This is a genomic window from Sphingobacteriia bacterium (genome assembly GCA_017304685.1).
Taxonomy (GTDB): Bacteria; Pseudomonadota; Alphaproteobacteria; order Rickettsiales; family 33-17; genus JAFKLR01.
Map to the genome: position 1 here is coordinate 37,944 of JAFKLR010000003.1, position 19,420 is coordinate 57,363.

Sequence of the window (19,420 nt, forward strand, 5' to 3'; positions counted from 1 at the left end):
GCTATACATTATCACTAGTGAACGGTTATCTATACATTTCATATTACAATAAAATTAGCGCATAACTTAACAATTATGGGCTATGTCAAATTTATCAGACTCAATTAAGGATTTATATCAGGATATTACAGAGGCCGAAGCAGTGAAAGCAGCTGATGACCTAGTAATATTCTTTAAGATTCTTAATGGAATTGAGAAAAGACTGGCTCATCAAGAAAGTAATGAGCTTAAAAATGATAATATCGGAAGTGCAAATTGAGCTTATCAAACCAAAAAACGGTTTAATAGGTTTTGCGAGCTTTGTAATAGACCAGAGTTTTTACGTTTCTAGCGTTGCAATTCATACAAAATTAAATGGTGATGGTTACCGTCTTACATATCCCAGCAAGGGAACTTTTACCATATGTCACCCTATAAATAGAAAATTTAGCCTGGCAATTGAGATGGCTATTTTTAGTAAATTGAAAGATGTAATGAAGAAGGTAAGAGAAAATGCCGAAAACACCTTCTGAGAAAAAAATACCAATAAGAAAATTTGATCCTAGACGTATCCGTAAAGGTTTTGTTTATTCAGCAAAAGATTTGGCAGAGATATATGGAGTTAATGACTCTATTATTTATAGATGGGTAAGAGAAGAAGGGTTAATCACTATTGATGATAAATCACCCGTTTTATTTCACCATGAAATTTTACGGCAATTTTTAAAACACAAAGAACAATCAAGAAGAATGCCTAGTGGTAATATAGGTGATTTTCCATGTTTAAAATGTTATCAAAAACGAAGGGCATATAAGGATGAAATTACCCTTAAAAAGGTGAATAAAAAATTATGGAAAATACAAGGTATATGTTCTTTATGTGGTTGCAAAATGAATATGAATACACAAGCTAACGAGTTACTTTTAATCAAAACATTTGGTTATAGTTTGGTTGAGACGCTACCTAAATTTAGTTTAATAGGTAATAAAACATCCAACGCTACAACCACTTCTAAAAGAGGGGTATTAAATAACAAGTTTACGCCTCAAGGAAAAATAATTTTTCATCCAAACAATGAACGAATAAAACATGATTATTTTGATAAGGTGATTCATAGATTTGGTAAGAATGAAAAGACACGTGACCTGATTATATCTGCTTTATTAGTTTTTGAGGAGTTTAACGAATGTAAGGATTTTAAGCTATTCTCATATCAGGAAGCAAAGGAATTTAAAAAATATTTATTAACTCGATATAGCCACAGCATACAAATGGCTCATAGAGTAATCACTTATGTAAAGGAATTCTTTTTATGGCTGAAAGAGCAAAACGGTTATAAAAAGTTATATTATGATGATATTAAAGCATTGCAATTATCATTAAAAGACCAAGAAAAAGCTAAGAGAACTAAACCAAAAGATTACCTAGAGGCTGAAAAATGGCAGGATTTAATTTTGAGTCTTGATCCGCATACTGAGGTTGATGTTAGAGGCAGAGCAATGCTTGCATGTCTTCTACTTACTGGAATAAGAGTTGAAGCATTAATCTCATTAAGAATTGGGGACGTAAACTTTGCAAGAGGTTATATTTTCCAAGATTCAACCCATGTAAAAACAAAATTTTCATCTTCAAATAAAACCAATTTATTGCAATTTAAACCGAGAATAAAACAAATACTTGTTGAATGGGTTGAATTATTACGTTCAGAATATGGTTTTAGTAATGATGACCCTTTATTTCCTAGAATAAGCGTATCAATAAACGATGGTTTGCAGTTTCAGAGAAGTGGTTTTGTTAAAGAATTTTTGGTCAGTACCTCTATAGTGAATCAGGAACTTAGCAAGCAATTAGAAAAAGCTAATATCGGTCATTATACGGCACATACTATAAGAAATTCTTTAATAGCTTTATTTATGGAATTTGATCTTACTGCCGAACAGTTAAAAGCTGTAAGCCAGAATATATCACATAAAAGTCTGGATACGACTTTGAATAGTTATTATACAGTACATGAACATAGAAAAGACAAGATAATAGAAGAGCTTGATATTGAACGTTTGACAAAGTTGCAGAAATTGAAGAATAATCCGAAATATCATTTTATACTCTCTCAAATCACAGATGAAGAAGCTATAGACAAGGTTTTTGAAGCTTTAATTAATAATAAGGATGTAAAGTCATGAAAGCGGTAATATTTGCAAGGGTATCATCAAAAGATCAAGAAGAAGGTCATTCACTGGACGCCCAGATTCAAAGTTGTTTTGAATATGCTATAAAGAAAAACCTTAAGGTTACAGAACAATTTAGAGTTGTTGAAAGTTCAACCGCAACTGGAAGACCTGAATTTGCTAAAATGGTCAGTTTTGTTAAAGGAAAAAAGTACAAAATAGCGGTACTATGTTACTGCGTAGACAGATTGCAAAGAGATTTTGATGAGCAATATTTGGAATTACAAAAGCTTATTAAGCAGGATAAAATCGAGATTCACTATGTTAAAAGTGAGTTTATTGAGCATAGAGATATGGATAGTTCTGAGAAATTCAGGAAGAACCTTGATGTGTTGCTAGCTAATGATTACCGTAATAAAATTTCTGATAATGTTAAAAGAAGTAATAGGAAAAAGCTTGAAGAAGGCACTATTCTTGGTGACTCTCCTCTAGGTTACATAAATAGCAAAAGGGTAGATAAGAAAAAAGAGAAAGTTGAGGTTTATATTGATCCTATACGTGGCAGTTTAGTAAAAAAGATGTTTGAATTATATGCTACAGGTATGTACTCAATGAGTGAGTTATGCGATCTAATAACAAAAGAAGGTTTAAGAAGTAAAAAGGGGCATAAAATATCTAAAACTCAGGTTGAGCTTATACTAAAAAATCCATTTTATTATGGATATATGAAATATAATGGTATTTTGTATAAGCATATTCATCCTATTTTGATATCAAAAGAATTATTCGACGAATGCGAGCAGGTTAGAACTGGGCGGAGAAAAAATAGATCTAAACGTACCGAAAAGTCATTCATATTAAAAGGACTTTTAAAATGCCAACATTGTGGTTGTAGCTATAGTCCGGAAATTAAAAAAGATAAATATGTTTATATGCGTCCAACCAAGAGCAAAGGAGATTGTTCTTATTGCTACCATTTAAATGAAAATAAAATACTTTCCCAAATTGAAGAGGTGTTAAAAGGTATGAAAATACCTGAAAATATTTTAGCTAATTTAAATGAAGAATTAAAGAATAGCTCGGATAAAGAACATAATCATCAAATTCAGGAAAGCCAAAAGCTGCAAAATCAATACCAGACAATCCAAAATAGAGTTAAAAGAGTTAGAGAATTATATTTAGATGCTGAAATATCAAAAGAAGAATATGATGATATGATGACCGAACTTCAAGCAGAAAGACATAATGTAGAAGTCAGGTTACAAAGATTATCGCATGCAGATGATAATTTTAATAAATCAATCGCTACAATTTTTGCTTTAGCATCAAAAGCTCATAATTTATTCAAAAGTTCGGAACTAGAGGAAAAAAGGAGAATTATCAATATTTTATTTCCGAACTTACAAATGGACTCTGAAAAGCTAGTCTTTACGCTGAGAAAGCCATTCGATATGTTCATAAATGCGAAGGATCGTCAAGAGTGGCTCCCCGGGAGGGATTCGAACCCCCGACCAAGCGGTTAACAGCCGCTTGCTCTACCACTGAGCTACCGAGGAACACGGAAGTTATGTATAACAAAAAAAAATAATCTTGCCTAGTGTTTTTTTCATTTAATTACAAAATTTTTATATATTCCTAAAAAGGCTGGGAATATTAAGGTTTTGATTTTTAAAATTATATATGTTAAGCCTGAAAATAAAAAATATAGGTCCTATATGAGAACTCTTGTTGTTAAATATTTACCTTCGGGTAAGGCTTCAAATACTAAAATATTGTTAGATTATTTTAAAAATAACATTAAAGGTGACATTCAAGAACTTGATTTATTAAGTGAAAGGCCGCCTATTTTTACGCCTGAATCGTTAGAAGCTTACGATTTAAGAGATTATTTAGGTGAAAAACTTGATTCAAATCTTGAAAATAAAATAAAGCCATTTGATGAAATCATTAATAAATTTGTAAATAATGATATAGTAGTTATCGCCTGTCCTTTTTACAATTTCTCTTATCCGGGTGAAATGAAAAATTTTTTCGATGCTATTTTATTATTAGGTCAAACTTTTACTCAGCATGTGGAAAATGGTATTACAAAATATAAAGGTTTAATGGAAGGTAAGAAAATTCTTACCATTTATACTGCGGCTGGGAATGTAAAGGAAGGTTCTCCACATTATCATTTGAATTTTTTAGAGCCTTTAGGTAAAACTATGTATGAACTTATGGGATTTTCTGAAATGAAATTTGTAACCGCTGCAGTAAGAATAAGATTTATGAGTCCTGAAGGTAAAAATGAAGAATTAACAAAAAAAAGTATAGCAAGTGCTTGCGAGGAACTTAAAGAAATAGCTATGAAATGGTATGCGTAATTAATTGCTTAAATCTAAATTTATATTTTCAAATGTTCTAGTTGTAAAAGTTCTAAAATTTGCTGGAATTTTTTCTTCATTTAGTGGTTCAGGTGAAATTTTATTTATATAATGTGATGATACATTATTAGCTAACTGTTTTAATTGGCATAATAATCTTACTACTTCCTCAAAATTACTGTCTTCCATTTCCATTGGAATGTCATTATTAGGATTTAAATTCTCTTTTTGCTGTTCATATAATGAATTTGTAAAATAAGTTTTTTTCTCTTGAAAATGGGATTGATTTAAAGACTTTTTATTAACGCAGCTATTTTTAATTGTATTGTAATAGGGAGTACGAACTCCGTCTCTAAATATATTTTCAATTTTCTCAATCACTGAATTAATATTATGAGCTTTGGCTAAATTGTAAGTTTCTTTGATAGCTTCTATAGTTATAGGCCAAAATTTATTTCCGTGGCATATATCTTCATGCACAATGTGAGAGAAAGCGGCTCGTTTTCCTGCACGACTTTTTAAAAGATATTCATATATAGGTAAAAATTTATCAGCAGTATTCTTAATATTTTCTTTTTGTAATTTTAAAAGTTCTTTTAAAAGAATTTTATAAGACTCAAAATAACCAAAATGGATAAAAAAATGTAAAGGATTATATGGCAGGTTCATAATCGTGAGATTATTTCCTACATCTTTTAAAAAATCTTCATTTGCTGAAAAATAAGAATCTTTTAAAGTAAATTGTATATTAGGAGTATATTTAATTATATCTTTTCCAATCTCTAAACTTATCTTTAAATTAATATATTCTTCTTGAAACATCCCCATAAGCACTTACCTTACAATTAGGTTTACATATTTAGGTAAATATAAATATATTGAAAAGTCAATCTTTTATCCCATGAGGGGTTTTAAACCAATAATGAGGTTTAAAAAGAAATTCAAAAAATGCTTTGAATGAGGCAATTGAATGTAAAATGAAGTAAAATGGATATAGAAATATGGTAAATAAATTATCTGACCATTTTTTTTGAAGTGATACTATTACACTAAATAAAATACTATTAAAAACATATAGACTAATATTAAAAATAAGCAATGTTTTAGCTACATCAGTTAATTCTTGAACATAGAAAAAATTTAAACCTATCCATGAGAGACTAATAATTGGGCTAATCAAAAATGAACTTGATTGAAGGCCGATAAAGAATTGAAACCCGATAAATTTTTTTAAACCTAATTTTTTTATAGCTTGTATAGGTTTACGTGAATGAACAAAATAAGTTTGATAAAAGCCTTTAATCCAACGTGATCTTTGCCCTAACCAATTTTCTATTTTAAAAGTTCCTTCTTCGTATGTAAAAGAATCAAATAGCTGAGTTTCGTAATTATACTTACTTAATCTTATACCTAAATCAGCATCTTCTGTTACGTTGTAAGGATCCCATGCACCTGAAGCTTTTAAATTATCAAGTCTAAAATGATTACTATTTCCGCCAAGCGGAATTGGCATTTTAAGTAAACTAAGCCCTACTAAAACGTATTCAAACCAAATAGCATATTCTAATGCAAATAATTTAGTTAAAAGATTATATTTACGATTTCTAAAATTAAGCTTAGCTTGCACACATGCTAGATTAGAAGTATTATTTTTAAACAAAACAACGGCTTGTTTTAATTGTAAACTTTCAGGTTCATCTTCTGCATCATAAATGGTTACCAACTTACCTTTAGCAAATAATAATGCTAAATTAAGAGCCTTAGGTTTAGTTTTAGGTCCATAAGGAGGGATTATTATAAGGTGATGAGGAAAGCAAAGCTTTTCTTTGGCTGAAAGTATAGTCTCATTATCGCAAGATTCTAATATTACTTTAATATCTAACTTTTCTTGAGGATAATCTAATTTAAACAGAGTTTCATTAATCCTTTCAATCATATTAGCTTCTTTATAAAGCGGAATTAAAATTGTATAAATTGGTAATTCATTCTCTTCAATTAAATGAGGTTCAATTCTCTTCTTTAAAAAAATATTATGCCAAAAACCTAGCAAAAAAAGTATTACTTTAAAACTGAGCTCAGCAAGATAAAGAATATTAAGGGAAATAAATAAATATGTAATGGTGAAAGCATGGTTTAAAAAAATTAAACATACAATGATACAAACTGATAATAATAAAAAAAACTTTTGAGAAAAAAGTAAATTTATTTTAGATGAATTGAACTTATCTAAATTATATGTACTAAGGTGGTCAAAGTTTTTTATTACATATTTATCAAGAATTTTTTGACACAAGACTTGATAAGGGAGTTTAATAAATTTATTACTACACTTATTACTATTTAAAATTCTATTTATTTCCTTTAAATTACTACTATCAGTTATAAAGGTTTTAATACTTGCCTTATCTTCTTCATATTCAAATAAAACAAGTAATTCAGTGGCTTTTTGTAATGATAAATTTTTAATCTCAGTCAACAACATAAGTAAAATAATTATTTAATCAATTTACCTTATAAAGCTTTTTTTAATAATGGCAATATCAAGTTTAAATTCATTTTATTAAGAGAAGTATTAAAATTGACACGGTAATTTAAAAGAGATATTGGTTAGTCTTCTTAAGGAAGGATATGTATGTTGGCATTAATAATTATACCTATTTTAACTCTTACAGGCTTTACATCTTTATTTGCAAAGCTAACTAAATCTAAAATTTCGTTAGCATTCCCAAGTGTAACCGCCTTTTTCTTAATAGTTCTATATTTTTCTACAATGTTAGGGATATTAAAATATTCTACCTATCTAACATATATATTAGGCATTAGTTGCTTGATTATTTATTTGTTAAAAGAAAAAAACATTAAAAAAATATTTAAGGAAAATATAAAAGAAATAGGAATATTTTCTTTGTTATGTACCGCATTTGCTTTTTATGTAAAAAATGGTTACTTTCATGCATGGGATGATTTTAGTCATTGGGGCATATTTACCAAAGAATTACTTTTAAATCATATTTTTGAATCTCAATCAACCTTAACTTCAATTATTCCTACTCACGCTCATTATCCAAGAGGAGCATCGGTTTACCATTATTTTATGTTATTACCATCCGGATATTCGGAAGGAGGAGCACTATTTGCACACCTATTATTACATTTAGCTTTTTTAATGCCATTATTTAAAAATATCAGAGTATGGCAAAGTCTTACCTTAGTATTTTCTATTCTTATGATCGTTACATTATATACTACAGGAATTAGGTCTATTTATAATGATAGTACAATTGGTATCATTTTTGGTTCGATATTTAGTGTTTACATTCTTGAAGATAATAAAACACATGCTTTATATCTTATTTTACCTATTTTAATGTTATTGCCTCTTTTTAGAGAAATAGGATTCTACCTAGCAATTTTTGCTTCTATCATTCTAATAATCAACCATTCAATTTATAATAAATTTCCAATTAATTTAACAAGATTATTAGTTTATGTTAGTTTATTAACATTACCTATAATTTGTAATTTAGTATGGGTAAAATACTTTAAAGTCACACATAATTTCTTTGGTAGAATAGAACATTCACTTGCTAATTTATTGCATATTATTGACACTTTTAACGATCAGCATAAATTATTTATCACTAATTACATTAAGCATTTTTGTAAATTTTTAATTAAAGAGGGAAGTTTAGTAATTTATACTCTTTTAGGAATAAGTTTTTATGGTGTAAATAAATTCAATAATAAAATTTTTAAAGAGTATCGATTTCAGCTTATTTCTCTTTTAATTTGTTTTATATTATTTGCGCTATGGAGATTATATTTATATTTCTTCACTTTTACTGCTGAGGAAGCAATTAAAGGCGCTTCATTGTTAAGATATTTAGGATGCTATACTTTAGTATTCGCTATTATTGCTTGTACATACATTAAAAAAACTCTTTTTAATAACAATTTAAAAAATTTAGAAGTAGCATTTTTTTTAGGTTTACTTATTTTATCAAGCATTACTCTTGTGCGTAACATACAAAGAATTCCAAATAGTTTAACTGCTCAAGAAAAGTTTTTTGATATACAAGTTGAAAGAGTTAGTGCTTATATAAAAGATGGGATAGAAGTTAAATTCAATTTTAATAATAAACCAGCGGCTCTCAACTGTTTCATATTAAACTATAAATTTGCCCCTTATTTGAAAAATTTTATTTTAAAGGAATGTTTAAAATCACCTGTAAACTATAATATTAAGAATAAAATTTTGATTGAAAATAACGAAGGTATTTTTAAAGATGAAGTAACAAATAAATGCAGAGTATTGTACAGTCCGTTTATAAATAATTTGGAAATTACATGTCCTTAATTGACTAATGAATATATTGTCATAATGCCTAAAAAGAATAGAATAAATTAAGCAATAATTTGCTAGTTTATTCTTGAAGTAATATCGTCTATAAGTGACTCCACTACTGCTTCCGAATCTTTTAAACTTAATCTATCACGAACTATTGACTTAACAGCTAAAATGGCAATTTCTACAGCTTGTTTTCTAACTTCATCTAAAATTGCTGTTTCATATTGAGTAATTCTTTGCATAGCAGCTTCGCTTCTTTGTTTGATACTATCGCTTAGTTGCGCTTCAGCTTCTACAAACATATGTTTAATTTGTTCTTCTGTTTTTGACATCAACTCATTAATTTCATTTTTTAGGTTTTCTTGCTTAAGGGTATATTCATTTAATAAGCTTTCTGCTTCTTTTGCTAAGGATTCTGCTGCTCTAATATTTTCTTTAATAGTTTTAATTCTATCATTAATAGATTGATTGATAAACTTTTTTAGAGGTCTATATGCAATAGCGCAAAAAAGAATAACAGAAAAACCTACCCAAAAAGTTTCATCAAATCTTATCATTTAATAATCCTTGTATTTAATGTTAATTAGTTTTTATTTGCTTGTATTTTTTCAATTACATTTAAAATTTCGTCGTTAGTAATTGTAACTTTAGTAAACGATTTTATTAAATGGTCGGCAATATCTTTAGTAATATCTTTAATCTTATTAGGAGAATCTTTTAGGAATTGTTTTCCTTTTTCCTCAACTTCGTGCGTTTTATTTGCTAAATCTTTTTCAATTTTGAAAATTTCTTCGGAATATTTTTGATTTATTTCTGCTTGAGCTTTCTCAATTCTATTATAAGCTAATTTTTTAGCATGAGCAAGTTCCCCTTTAATATCATCTTCAAGGTTCTTTGCATCAGTTTTCATGTGTTCAGCCTTATTGAGTAAATCAGAAATTTTATTACTTCTTTTTTTTGCTACATTAGATATCTTTGGTAAAAAGGTACGCCACATCATTAAATATAATAACCCAAAGGTTATTAATAACCAAAACACTTGAGAGAAATAAGTTGCTATATTTAATTGTGGCATATTTTACCTAAGAGCTACTTTTTATGAAAAGATCAAAATTAATGCTATTACAAGCGCAAATATACCCATAGCTTCTACCATCGCGGCTCCAAGTAATGCGCGTCCAGACATTTTTCCTTCTGCTGATGGATTACGAGCAATACCATTAAGAAGTGCAGAGAAAATATTACCTACACCTAATGCAGCACCTACCATTCCAAAAGCCATTAATCCTACTGCTATATATTTCATTGATTGAGCGTCCATAATTTAACACCTACCTTAATTAAGTTAAAATTTAATGCAAATGTATTGCACTATTTAGATACACACAAGTGAGTATCGTAAAAATATATGCCTGGAGTATAGCCACGAAAATTTCAAAGCCTGATATTAATACCATAAATGGTATAGGTAACCAACCCCAGTATATTCCCATACCTAGTACGAATGATCCTAAAACTTTCATCAAAACGTGACCGGCCATCATATTTCCTGCAAGACGAATTGCTAGTGTAAATGGTCTTGCTAAAAAAGTAAAAAATTCAATTAAAATCATTAAAGGTGCTAACCACCATGGTGTACCTGAAGGGAGGAAAATACTAAAAAAATGAGTTCCATGAAGAATAAATCCACCAATAGTTACTGTTAAAAATATTATTGCTGCAAGTGTAAATGTTACAATAATATGACTAGTTGAAGTAAAGCCATAAGGTAGCATCCCTAATAAATTACACATTAAAACAAAAATAAAAACTGTGAACACTAAAGGAATAAATTTTTTACCTTCCTGTCCTATATTTTCATCAATAAGGTCAGTGATAAAATCGTAAATCATTTCAGTGAAAGATTGTAGTTTTCCAGGTACAACGCTTAATCTTTTTGTGGAAAAATAGAAAAATAAAATTGTAGTAATAGCTGCTAAACTCATAAAAAGTGCTGAATTTGTAAAGCTAATATCGTACCCAAATATTTCAAGTGGCACTATTTTCTGTATTGTAAACTGATGAAGTGGTCCGTGTCCTTTTGACATATCAATTTATTTTATTTTGTCTGTTTATAAATTCTTGCAAATCCAGAAATAACTCCAAATAATAAACAAATCAAGAAAAAAATGGGTTTAGTTTTCAACCATGAATCAATTAAGTAGCCAAAGCCGCTACCTACAATGGTTATAACAAAAAACTCAAGGGCTAAATCTTGAAGTTTAAAATCTTTCTTCGAACTTTCTTTAGTTATAAGTCCAGTTTTATATTTTAGATCTTTTATTTTTTTGTCTAATTCATTAAATTTATTGTTCACTGACTAAAAGTAGTTTATTTTTAAATATCTAGTAAAATATTATATCATATTATGCGTATTGAATACCAGCGTTATAAATTATTTACCCGAAGAAGTTTTATGTTAGGCATGGGTAAGCTTTCTCTTCTTAGCTTGCTTGGCTCTAGAATGTATTACTTACAAATTAGCGAATCGGAAAAATATAAAACTCTTTCAGATAGTAATCATATTAGACTTTTACCGGTCCCTCCAAAAAGAGGTTTAATTGTAGATAGAAATAATAATATTCTTGCTTTAAATAAAATAAATTACCGCGTTTTACTTACTAAAGAAAATAATGAGCATTTAGAGTTAACTATAAAAAAATTAGTTGAATTATTAGAGCTTCGTGGTGATGAAAAAGAAGATTTTGAGCAAAAAATTCTAAGTCAAAAGAAGCAATCAACTGTAATGTTATTTGATAATTTAACTTGGCGTGACTTAAGTGTTATTGAATTAAATATACCCGATTTACCGGGAGTATATGTTGAAGTAGGGCAAATTAGATATTACCCATATAACATTTCTTGCGCACACCTAATTGGATATGTTGGTACTGTTGGAAAAGATGAAATAAGAAATGAAGCAGTGATTTATCATCCAGATTACAAAATCGGTAAAAATGGCGTTGAAAAGTTTTTTGATGAAAGATTGCAAGGTGTTGCAGGATATAAACAAGTTGAAGTAGATGCATACGGTTATAATGTTAGAGAATTATCCTTTAATGAGTCAATTCCAGGTGAAGATATTCCATTAGGATTAAATATTAAAATACAAGATTTAATTTATAATAATATCCTTGAAGGAAAAGATGCAGCAGTTGTTGCTATGGATATACACACCGGTGAAATACTTGCTATGTGTTCTACTCCTTCATTTGATCCGAATAAATTTACGCAAGGAATATCAAAAGATTATTGGCAAAAACTTACTAACAATAAACATTTGCCATTAATAAATAAAACTATTTCACAGCAATATCCTCCTGGTTCTGTATTTAAAACTGTGGCAGCACTTGCAGCGGTTGAAAGTGGAATCGATCCAAATATGCGGGTTGAATGTAATGGTGGAATGTATGTAGGAAATCATAAATTTCATTGCTGGAAACATGAAGGGCATGGTGCATTAAATTTAGAGCAAGCAATTCAGCATTCGTGTAACATATATTTTTATAATATTGTTAAACGCATAGGTTTTGATAAAATTTCAGAAGTTGCAAAACAATTAGGTCTTGGGGACAGAATAAACATAGGATTAATAGGTGAAGTTGCAGGTATAATCCCAAATCGTGAATGGAAGAAAAAGAAACTAAAGCAAGAATGGCATTTAGGCGATAGTATTATTTGTGGAATAGGTCATGGTTATGTAAATGTTACACCTCTGCAATTAGCTGTGATGACAGCTCGTATTGCAAGTGGAAAAAAAGTGATCCCAAGGCTTACAGTTCCTAGTGAAGTTTATGAATTTGAAGATTTAAACTTTAACGAAAAATCATTAATAACTGTAAGGAATGGAATGGATATGGTAGTAAATCAGCCAGGTGGTACAGTTTATAGACATCGCTCTGAAGACCCTCGTTATAATTATGCGGCTAAAACAGGTACGGGCCAAGTTATTGGAATTAAACATGATAGTAAAGGTAAAGCTTTAAATGAAAATTTAAGTTGGGAAACAAGCCATCATGGAATTTGTATTGGATATGGACCTGTAATAAATCCTCGTTTTGCTTGTGCAACGGTTGTTGAACACGGTGGAAGTGGTGCAGGGTCAGCTGCTCCTGTGGTAAAAGAAGTTTTGCTTAAATTGCAACAGTTCAGTTAGTTAGATCATTAAATTTTAAAATGAAGTTCTTGTAATTTTTCTTATTACAATTTGACTTTTATAAAGTTAAAACATTAAAATATAATTACTAGGATTGATAATTATTAATATAAGGGTAATTAATATGTTAGGTAATTATAGATATATCGTCGAACCCGCTAGTTCAAATAGCGTGTTACAACCTTTAGATAGTTTAGATAAAATAATTAATAAATTACAAAATTATTTTAGTTCTTCAGATGTTGATTATAATGAATTCAAACAAGTTTTTGATTACTTTTTTGAGCATCTGTCATCAAACATTACTTCAGAAAATAAAAGCTTACTTTCAGATTTTGTAGTTAATAACTTTAATGCTATTTCAAATCCTAAGGGGTATTTTTTTTATTCACTTTGTAAGCATCATGAGGTTAATTTAGGTTTTAAAGAATCACTTATTGATAAACCAAAACAATATCATTTACTATTCCAGATTTTTTCATTTGCAGAAAATAGGTTAAGCGAAGAACAAATTAATCACATGACTAATTTACTTTTAAGTAATTATAAATCTATTGTTTATGGTGAAAATTATGCAAAATTCTTTTCTACTAATTTCGCTTTTTATGACTTAGCAAGTTTACTAAAAATTTTAGAACCTGGAAAAGTATTAAACTCAGTTATCAAATTTTTAGAAAATGAAATTGAAAGTAAGCTTGTGCATACAGTATTACCTGAAAAATATTTTATTATATTTACCCATTATAAATCAGGTAAATTATTTAATATAAGTGATTTACAGGATTGCGAGTATAAATTGGATGCTATTAATGAAAGGTTAAAATTAAAAAAAAATAAGTTGTCCGATTCTGCAATTCTTGATTTGCTTCCTGAGGATGTAGAAAAGTTACGTATTGGTCAAGGTTGTGATTATGATCTTTTTATTTATTTGCGTTTTAAACATGCTGTTATAAGTAATTCTTTGCATAAACAAGGTATACCTATCAATTTGGATTCATATTGGCAAAATAAATTACAAGATTTATATAATCTTGTAATGCTGGGTTATTCAACTGAGTTAGGTGAAGTACCTATTGATGTAAATTTATTACTAGGCTGCTATAAGGATTATAAAAATTCTAATACGACTGAAATATCCTTTCTCTGTAAAACTCCTATCCTTAATGCTAAACCTTTATTAGACGGTTATATTATGATTAATAAGGATAGTGAGAGTTTAGCGTTTTGTTGGTGGAATAGAATTAATAATGTAAATAATAATATTCTAGAAAGCTCCAGAGGAATGGAAGAAAATAATCGTCGTTTAACGCAAGATGATCTTACCCTTATTAATGCTGTACATGAAGTGATGGAGAAGAGCTTATGTCTAAAGTAGCTTTAACAATTGATGCTCTTGAAAGAAAAATATTTGAGCAACAATTTTATAATAGTAATGACACTCAAGATCTTAAAAGAGTCACAACAGATTTTTTTAAGTGTATTATTAGAAATGATTTAACTGATTACGAAAAACACTTAATAAAAGAATTTATTAAACGTAATAAAGCTAAATTATTTTTCTTCCATAATAATAATTTAAGCTTTTTAGGATTTGAAACTTTAAAACCTAACATATTTTATCATCAAAGTAATTATGCAGCTTTATTTAAAATGATAGAATTTTTAGATGAAAAAGACCGTAAAGAATTAGTAGAAGCAACTTTAAAATTTTATCCAAATACTTTTGATGCACATAGCCATAAATATTATTTTGAATTCAAGAATCTAAAAACTACTCATCTATTTTCTGATTTAATTAAATTGTTTCAAGTAAACCTATCGCCTGAAATGCTTAGCTTAATTTCCAATCAATTATATAATTTATATTCTGGGAAAACGCATAGAGAATGGCCTGTAAAGTTTTTTATATTAATCCAAAAATATAATTCTTCTTCTTCGAATAGTGAGGATCCAAGCCTTTATAAAAATTTAATTAAAGATTGGGAAGAATATGTGGAAGATTTATTAAAAAATGGCGAAAGTGTAAAGTCTCAATATTTATCAGGACAATCAGATAAAAGAACTTTAAATGAAATAATTGCAGATAGTAAAGATCTAATATTTTATTTACAGATGAAAACTGCTTTAAATAAAATTAAACAAGGTAAAATAGTTGATCAAAGTGATATTTGGGTCAAGAAATTCACTGAATTTGCAGAGCTTGTTAACACATTTGTGGCTAAAAATTCTGATAAAACATTTGAAGAAAATATAAACTTTGGTTCTAATTTTAATAGTTTATTTGGTTGCGTAGGCTCAACAAATTATGACCCTAATCCTATTTTATTAAATACTTTCTGTAGTAATGAAAATTATAGAAACTTTAGCTTAAATGAAGTTATAGAAACTTATTTTAATAATCCTCAAAATGTCGACATAAAAGAGGATTTAAATTCTACTCGCTCAAGTGTAGAAGGTGATAAAGAAGCTCAAGAAGTAAAACAAAGGTTTTAATTCATTTTTTATTTTAATTTAAGTTTATATTATTATACAATACCTTAACTAATAAAACTTAAATTAAGTCTTATAATAAATGAATTTAAAATCATTCGAATTAGTTTCAGATATTGCTAAAAAATTACCGCCTAAACCTGGCGTTTATCGAATGATAGATGCAAATAGTAAAATATTATATGTAGGTAAGGCGCGGAATTTAAAAAAAAGAGTAAGTAATTATGCAAGTCCTTTAAGGCTTAATAATCGACTTATTCGTATGGTTGAACAGATTGTAAATATTGAAGTTATTGTAACCGCTAGTGAAGCCGAAGCATTGCTTCTTGAAGCTAGTTTAATTAAAAGCCTTAAACCTAAATATAATATTTTACTTCGAGATGATAAATCATTTCCGTATATTTTTATTCGTACTGATCATGAATTTCCACAAGTAGTTAAATACCGAGGTCAAAAGAAAGAAGAGGGACTTTACTTTGGTCCTTTTGCATCAGCAAGAGATGTAAATAATGCCATTAATGAACTCCAGAAAATATTTTTACTAAGACCTTGTTCAGATAATTATTTTTCTGGAAGGAAAAGGCCATGTTTAGAATATCAAATTAAACGTTGCTCAGCGCCGTGTGTAAATTTTATTTCCAAGGATGAATATAATACTTCGGTAAAAGCAGCTCATGAGTTCTTAAAGGGTAATACAAAAGGTTTACTTGATGATTTAATTAAACAAATGGAAGAGGCAAGTAAAATTGAAGATTACGAAAAAGCAGCCTGGCTTCGCGACCGAATTAAAGCTTTAAATTATGTTCAATCACGTAATAGGCTTCAGTTAGCTGGTGAAAGTGATGTGGATGTAATTGCGCTTTACCGGGTTAATAAACAGGCTTGTATTCAAATTTTCTTTTTTCGTGGAGGGCAAAACTACGGAAATAAGGCGTTTTTTCCTAGTCATGCAGAAGACTGTAGTAACCCTGAAATTATGGGTGCTTTTATAGGGCAGTTTTATCAAGATAGAATATCGCCACCCTCAATTTGGCTTAATGAAGAATTAGAAGAAGCTGATGAACTTTCAAGTGTTTTATCGCAGCTTGCAAATCACAAGGTAAAAATAACTGTACCTAAACGCGGTGAGCCAGAAAAAATAGTTAAACTTGCTTATGAAAATGCTCAAAGTGCCCTCATGCAAAGAATTTCTCAAGAAGAAAAAAATGAGTCTTTATTTAGAGAAATAGAAAATAATTTCAATTTACCAAGAACAATTAAAAGAATTGAAGTGTACGATAATAGCCATATAAGTGGTACAAATGCTGTAGGTGCAATGATAGTTGCAGGAATTAATGGATTTATTAAAAACGAATATAAAAAATATAATATAAAAACAAATACTAGTACTACGGGTGGTGATGATTATCAAATGTTACGTGAAGTTTTAACCCGGAGAATAAGAAGATTGATAAATAATAATCCTGAATATACTGAAGAAATATGGCCAGATTTAATGCTTATTGATGGTGGTAAAGGGCAGGCGACAATTGTAGAAGAAGTAATGCAATCTTATAAGTTAAATATACCGTATGTATGTATAGCTAAAGGTAAAGATAGAAATGCAGGTAATGAAAGGTTTTTTAATAAAAGTTTAGATGGAATAAGCTTTGATAAATCATCTGATATGATGAAATTTTTACAAATTTTAAGAGATGAAGCTCATAGATTTGCTATAGGATCGCACCGTAAACGCCGATCAATGGCTATTGGTAAGTCTAAATTAGATGAGATACCTGGTATTGGACCTAAACGTAAAAAAGATTTACTTAATTATTTTGGTTCATACGATGCTTTAAAAAATTCAGGTCTTGAAGATATAGAAAAAGTACCTGGGATAAATAAAATTATAGCAAAACAAATACATGACTATTTACACCAATAAAATAAAAGGTTAGTAATAATATTCGTAGATAACAATTAACTAAAATTTATGATCATTAAATCGCTGCCTAATATTTTGACTTTATCAAGAATTGTAGTAATTCCTATTATTGTAGGATTGTTCTATTTAGATTTTAGAACCTTATGTGCAATTTTATTTTTATATGCTAGTGTAACTGACTTTTTAGATGGGTACTTTGCACGTGCATGGTCAATGCAAACCAATTTAGGAAGAGCGCTTGATCCTATAGCTGATAAACTATTAGTAGGAGCAGTTATCATAGCTTTACTTGATAACAGTCAAATCGATGTTTTTCCCTCGCTTGCAATTATTTGTAGAGAAATTTTAGTTTCAGGGCTTAGAGAGCTTTTAGCAGAACTTAGAATTAGTGTTCCTGTTAGTAATTTAGCTAAAATAAAAACAGCTGTACAAATGTCTGCATTATTTCTTTTAGTTCTTGGTCAAGAGGGTGGTGGGCATATTATTATACCAATATTAGGTAGAATAGCTATCTGGATTGCAGCTATTTTAACACTTATCACTGGTTATGCATATGTTAAATCTGGCGTAGAGCATTTAAAGGAATAATATAATAAATGACCTTTATTGTATTATTCTAGTAATCGAAGTTTCTCTAGGTGCTTCTCTAAATACTTTTGTGTTTATAGTATTATTTAATGAAAAAGAAGTTAGTTTATCTAAAAAATTGTTTGCCATATTTTTTAGAGCAGAAGAATTTTTAATAGCTGCACCTAGGCTAACAACACTAATAATACATAATAATGTAATAGCTATATTCGCTAAATAATTATCAATAAAATATTGTAAAGGATTAATGTGTTTTGCAAGTTTAATATGACCGTTGGTTGCTGCTAGCTGGTATAATGTATTACCTTGTTCATCTCTATAATTCTTAATATTAATTTTTGAAGATAAAGCTTCAAATGCAATAAAATTTCCTGCTTTGCATGCGGTTTCAATCAATTTACCAGCTTGGTTATTGTTTAAATATTTAAGAGAATCTTGTTTAATTGATATAATTTTATTACTTTGAATTAGATAATGTGCGATATAGAGAGCGCCAGGATTATTAGCTGCTTCAAATGCTATTTCAATTGCATGATAATCTTTAATATTAAAATCTTTAATTAAGCTAATAAAAGTTTGGAAATTACCATGTTTAATTGTATGTGCAATTAATAATACTCTAGTCTCACATCCTAAAGCATTTAATACCATGTCTCGTATAGGAAGCTCTATGCCATTTTCAATTAGATAATAGGCTATTTTTAAATAATGCTCATACTTACTATTTGGGTGATTAGCTAATTTAGAAGAAATACGATGACCAATTTTTTTTACTGTATTAGTAATTGTATTATCAAGTGTTTGAATTGTTAAATCAGGAAAAGGTAATTTTAATCCTTTAGGATCAGAACTTGCTATATGATATAAAACTAATTCCAATGGTGAAATAGAGCAATCTTCAGTATTTAAGTTAGCTCCTTTAGCTTCAATTAAATATTTCATTACATCAAAGCTTCCACGGTGAGCAGCTAGATGTAAAAGCGTAAAATTTAATTTTACGCTTGCTGTAATAAGCTTTTCAGGATTTAAAATGGATAAATTAGATTTAGCTACTTTATAAAGATGCTTAATCGAACCGCGAGGAGTGTTAATTACAATAAATTCAAAAAATTGTATATCCCCTTTTTCGTCAGTATCTGGATACCACTCAAATATAGCATTAACATCTTGTGAGAAATCTAAATTTTGTAAAGTGTTTAGATCATTTTTTGCTATAGCCTTTTTAATTGGATCGGATTCCCAATATTTAAAACTACTAAGCAAATTCTGGCCAGTTTTTATATATCGCGTCACGCGATCTATGCCGATATCAGGTAAATAGCTATCTAAACTCATTATATTACCATAATTTAAATTTGGAT

General features: G+C 28.8%; 18 protein-coding genes, 1 tRNA gene and 1 pseudogene. 11 read left to right on the forward strand and 9 right to left on the reverse strand.

The features are described from left to right. The first annotated feature begins 82 nt into the window (after positions 1 to 82). The 4 genes from J0H68_00280 to J0H68_00295 all read left to right on the forward strand — a co-directional run bounded on the left by J0H68_00280 (position 83) and on the right by J0H68_00295 (position 3,671). A complete protein-coding gene (locus J0H68_00280) occupies positions 83 to 259 on the forward strand; it encodes a hypothetical protein (GenBank protein MBN8827129.1) in 177 nt (58 codons plus the stop codon). Beyond that, complete coding sequence (locus tag J0H68_00285) at positions 234 to 512, forward strand: septation protein SpoVG family protein (GenBank protein MBN8827130.1); 279 nt, start codon at positions 234 to 236, stop codon at positions 510 to 512. Before J0H68_00280 ends, J0H68_00285 begins: the two co-directional genes overlap by 26 nt. Continuing rightward, positions 493 to 2,163, forward strand: coding sequence for a tyrosine-type recombinase/integrase (locus tag J0H68_00290; GenBank protein MBN8827131.1), 1,671 nt, complete (start codon positions 493 to 495; stop codon positions 2,161 to 2,163). Before J0H68_00285 ends, J0H68_00290 begins: the two co-directional genes overlap by 20 nt. 338 nt (positions 2,164 to 2,501) lie before the next feature. Then, complete coding sequence (locus J0H68_00295; protein ID MBN8827132.1) at positions 2,502 to 3,671, forward strand: recombinase family protein; 1,170 nt, start codon at positions 2,502 to 2,504, stop codon at positions 3,669 to 3,671. Here J0H68_00295 and J0H68_00300 read toward each other — a convergent pair. Beyond that, positions 3,630 to 3,704 (reverse strand) — tRNA-Asn (locus J0H68_00300). The two genes, J0H68_00295 and J0H68_00300, sit on opposite strands and share 42 nt — an antisense overlap. A gap of 159 nt (positions 3,705 to 3,863) precedes the next feature. Between J0H68_00300 and J0H68_00305 the strand changes: the two genes are divergently transcribed. After that, positions 3,864 to 4,514 (forward strand): NAD(P)H-dependent oxidoreductase, encoded by a 651-nt coding sequence (locus J0H68_00305; GenBank protein MBN8827133.1) that lies wholly within the window; start codon positions 3,864 to 3,866, stop codon positions 4,512 to 4,514. Here J0H68_00305 and J0H68_00310 read toward each other — a convergent pair whose 3' ends face one another. Together J0H68_00310 and J0H68_00315 are read right to left on the reverse strand one after the other, a co-directional pair. Then, positions 4,515 to 5,336 (reverse strand): hypothetical protein, encoded by an 822-nt coding sequence (locus tag J0H68_00310; protein MBN8827134.1) that lies wholly within the window; start codon positions 5,334 to 5,336, stop codon positions 4,515 to 4,517. Between the two features lie 64 nt (positions 5,337 to 5,400). Then, positions 5,401 to 6,996: a glycosyltransferase gene (locus J0H68_00315; protein MBN8827135.1), complete on the reverse strand. Its 1,596-nt coding sequence runs from the start codon at positions 6,994 to 6,996 to the stop codon at positions 5,401 to 5,403. Positions 6,997 to 7,146: 150 nt separating this feature from the next. Here J0H68_00315 and J0H68_00320 point away from each other — a divergent pair. Next, a pseudogene (locus tag J0H68_00320) lies at positions 7,147 to 8,742 on the forward strand (hypothetical protein). Positions 8,743 to 8,933: 191 nt separating this feature from the next. On the opposite strand, the gene J0H68_00325 reads toward J0H68_00320, so the two are convergent. From J0H68_00325 to J0H68_00345, 5 genes are read right to left on the reverse strand one after another with little or no spacing between them, the layout of a single operon-like run. Beyond that, a complete protein-coding gene (locus J0H68_00325) occupies positions 8,934 to 9,419 on the reverse strand; it encodes a hypothetical protein (GenBank protein ID MBN8827136.1) in 486 nt (161 codons plus the stop codon). Between the two features lie 26 nt (positions 9,420 to 9,445). Beyond that, positions 9,446 to 9,937: a hypothetical protein gene (locus J0H68_00330; GenBank protein MBN8827137.1), complete on the reverse strand. Its 492-nt coding sequence runs from the start codon at positions 9,935 to 9,937 to the stop codon at positions 9,446 to 9,448. Positions 9,938 to 9,958: 21 nt separating this feature from the next. Then, positions 9,959 to 10,183: a F0F1 ATP synthase subunit C gene (locus J0H68_00335; GenBank protein MBN8827138.1), complete on the reverse strand. Its 225-nt coding sequence runs from the start codon at positions 10,181 to 10,183 to the stop codon at positions 9,959 to 9,961. A gap of 31 nt (positions 10,184 to 10,214) precedes the next feature. Then, complete coding sequence (locus tag J0H68_00340) at positions 10,215 to 10,949, reverse strand: F0F1 ATP synthase subunit A (protein ID MBN8827139.1); 735 nt, start codon at positions 10,947 to 10,949, stop codon at positions 10,215 to 10,217. Positions 10,950 to 10,960: 11 nt separating this feature from the next. Then, a complete protein-coding gene (locus tag J0H68_00345; protein MBN8827140.1) occupies positions 10,961 to 11,218 on the reverse strand; it encodes an AtpZ/AtpI family protein in 258 nt (85 codons plus the stop codon). 99 nt (positions 11,219 to 11,317) lie between these two features. On the opposite strand from J0H68_00345, the gene mrdA reads away from it, so the two are divergent. From mrdA to pgsA, 5 genes are all read left to right on the forward strand, one after another. After that, on the forward strand, positions 11,318 to 13,057 hold the full coding sequence (gene mrdA, locus J0H68_00350) for a penicillin-binding protein 2 (protein ID MBN8827141.1): 1,740 nt from the start codon (positions 11,318 to 11,320) through the stop codon (positions 13,055 to 13,057). A 124-nt stretch (positions 13,058 to 13,181) separates the two neighbouring features. Continuing rightward, on the forward strand, positions 13,182 to 14,432 hold the full coding sequence (locus J0H68_00355; GenBank protein ID MBN8827142.1) for a hypothetical protein: 1,251 nt from the start codon (positions 13,182 to 13,184) through the stop codon (positions 14,430 to 14,432). Continuing rightward, on the forward strand, positions 14,420 to 15,550 hold the full coding sequence (locus J0H68_00360; protein ID MBN8827143.1) for a hypothetical protein: 1,131 nt from the start codon (positions 14,420 to 14,422) through the stop codon (positions 15,548 to 15,550). The genes J0H68_00355 and J0H68_00360 overlap by 13 nt, the downstream gene beginning before the upstream one ends. 79 nt (positions 15,551 to 15,629) lie before the next feature. After that, entirely contained in the window at positions 15,630 to 17,471 is a 1,842-nt protein-coding gene (gene uvrC / locus J0H68_00365; GenBank protein ID MBN8827144.1) for an excinuclease ABC subunit UvrC, read from the forward strand. A gap of 48 nt (positions 17,472 to 17,519) precedes the next feature. Then, complete coding sequence (pgsA, locus tag J0H68_00370) at positions 17,520 to 18,059, forward strand: CDP-diacylglycerol--glycerol-3-phosphate 3-phosphatidyltransferase (protein MBN8827145.1); 540 nt, start codon at positions 17,520 to 17,522, stop codon at positions 18,057 to 18,059. A 15-nt stretch (positions 18,060 to 18,074) separates the two neighbouring features. On the opposite strand, the gene J0H68_00375 is transcribed toward pgsA, so the two are convergent. Continuing rightward, the gene (locus tag J0H68_00375; protein ID MBN8827146.1) at positions 18,075 to 19,394 is read right to left on the reverse strand and encodes an ankyrin repeat domain-containing protein; all 1,320 of its coding nucleotides are present in this window, start codon (positions 19,392 to 19,394) and stop codon (positions 18,075 to 18,077) included. Between the last annotated feature and the right edge of the window lie 26 nt (positions 19,395 to 19,420).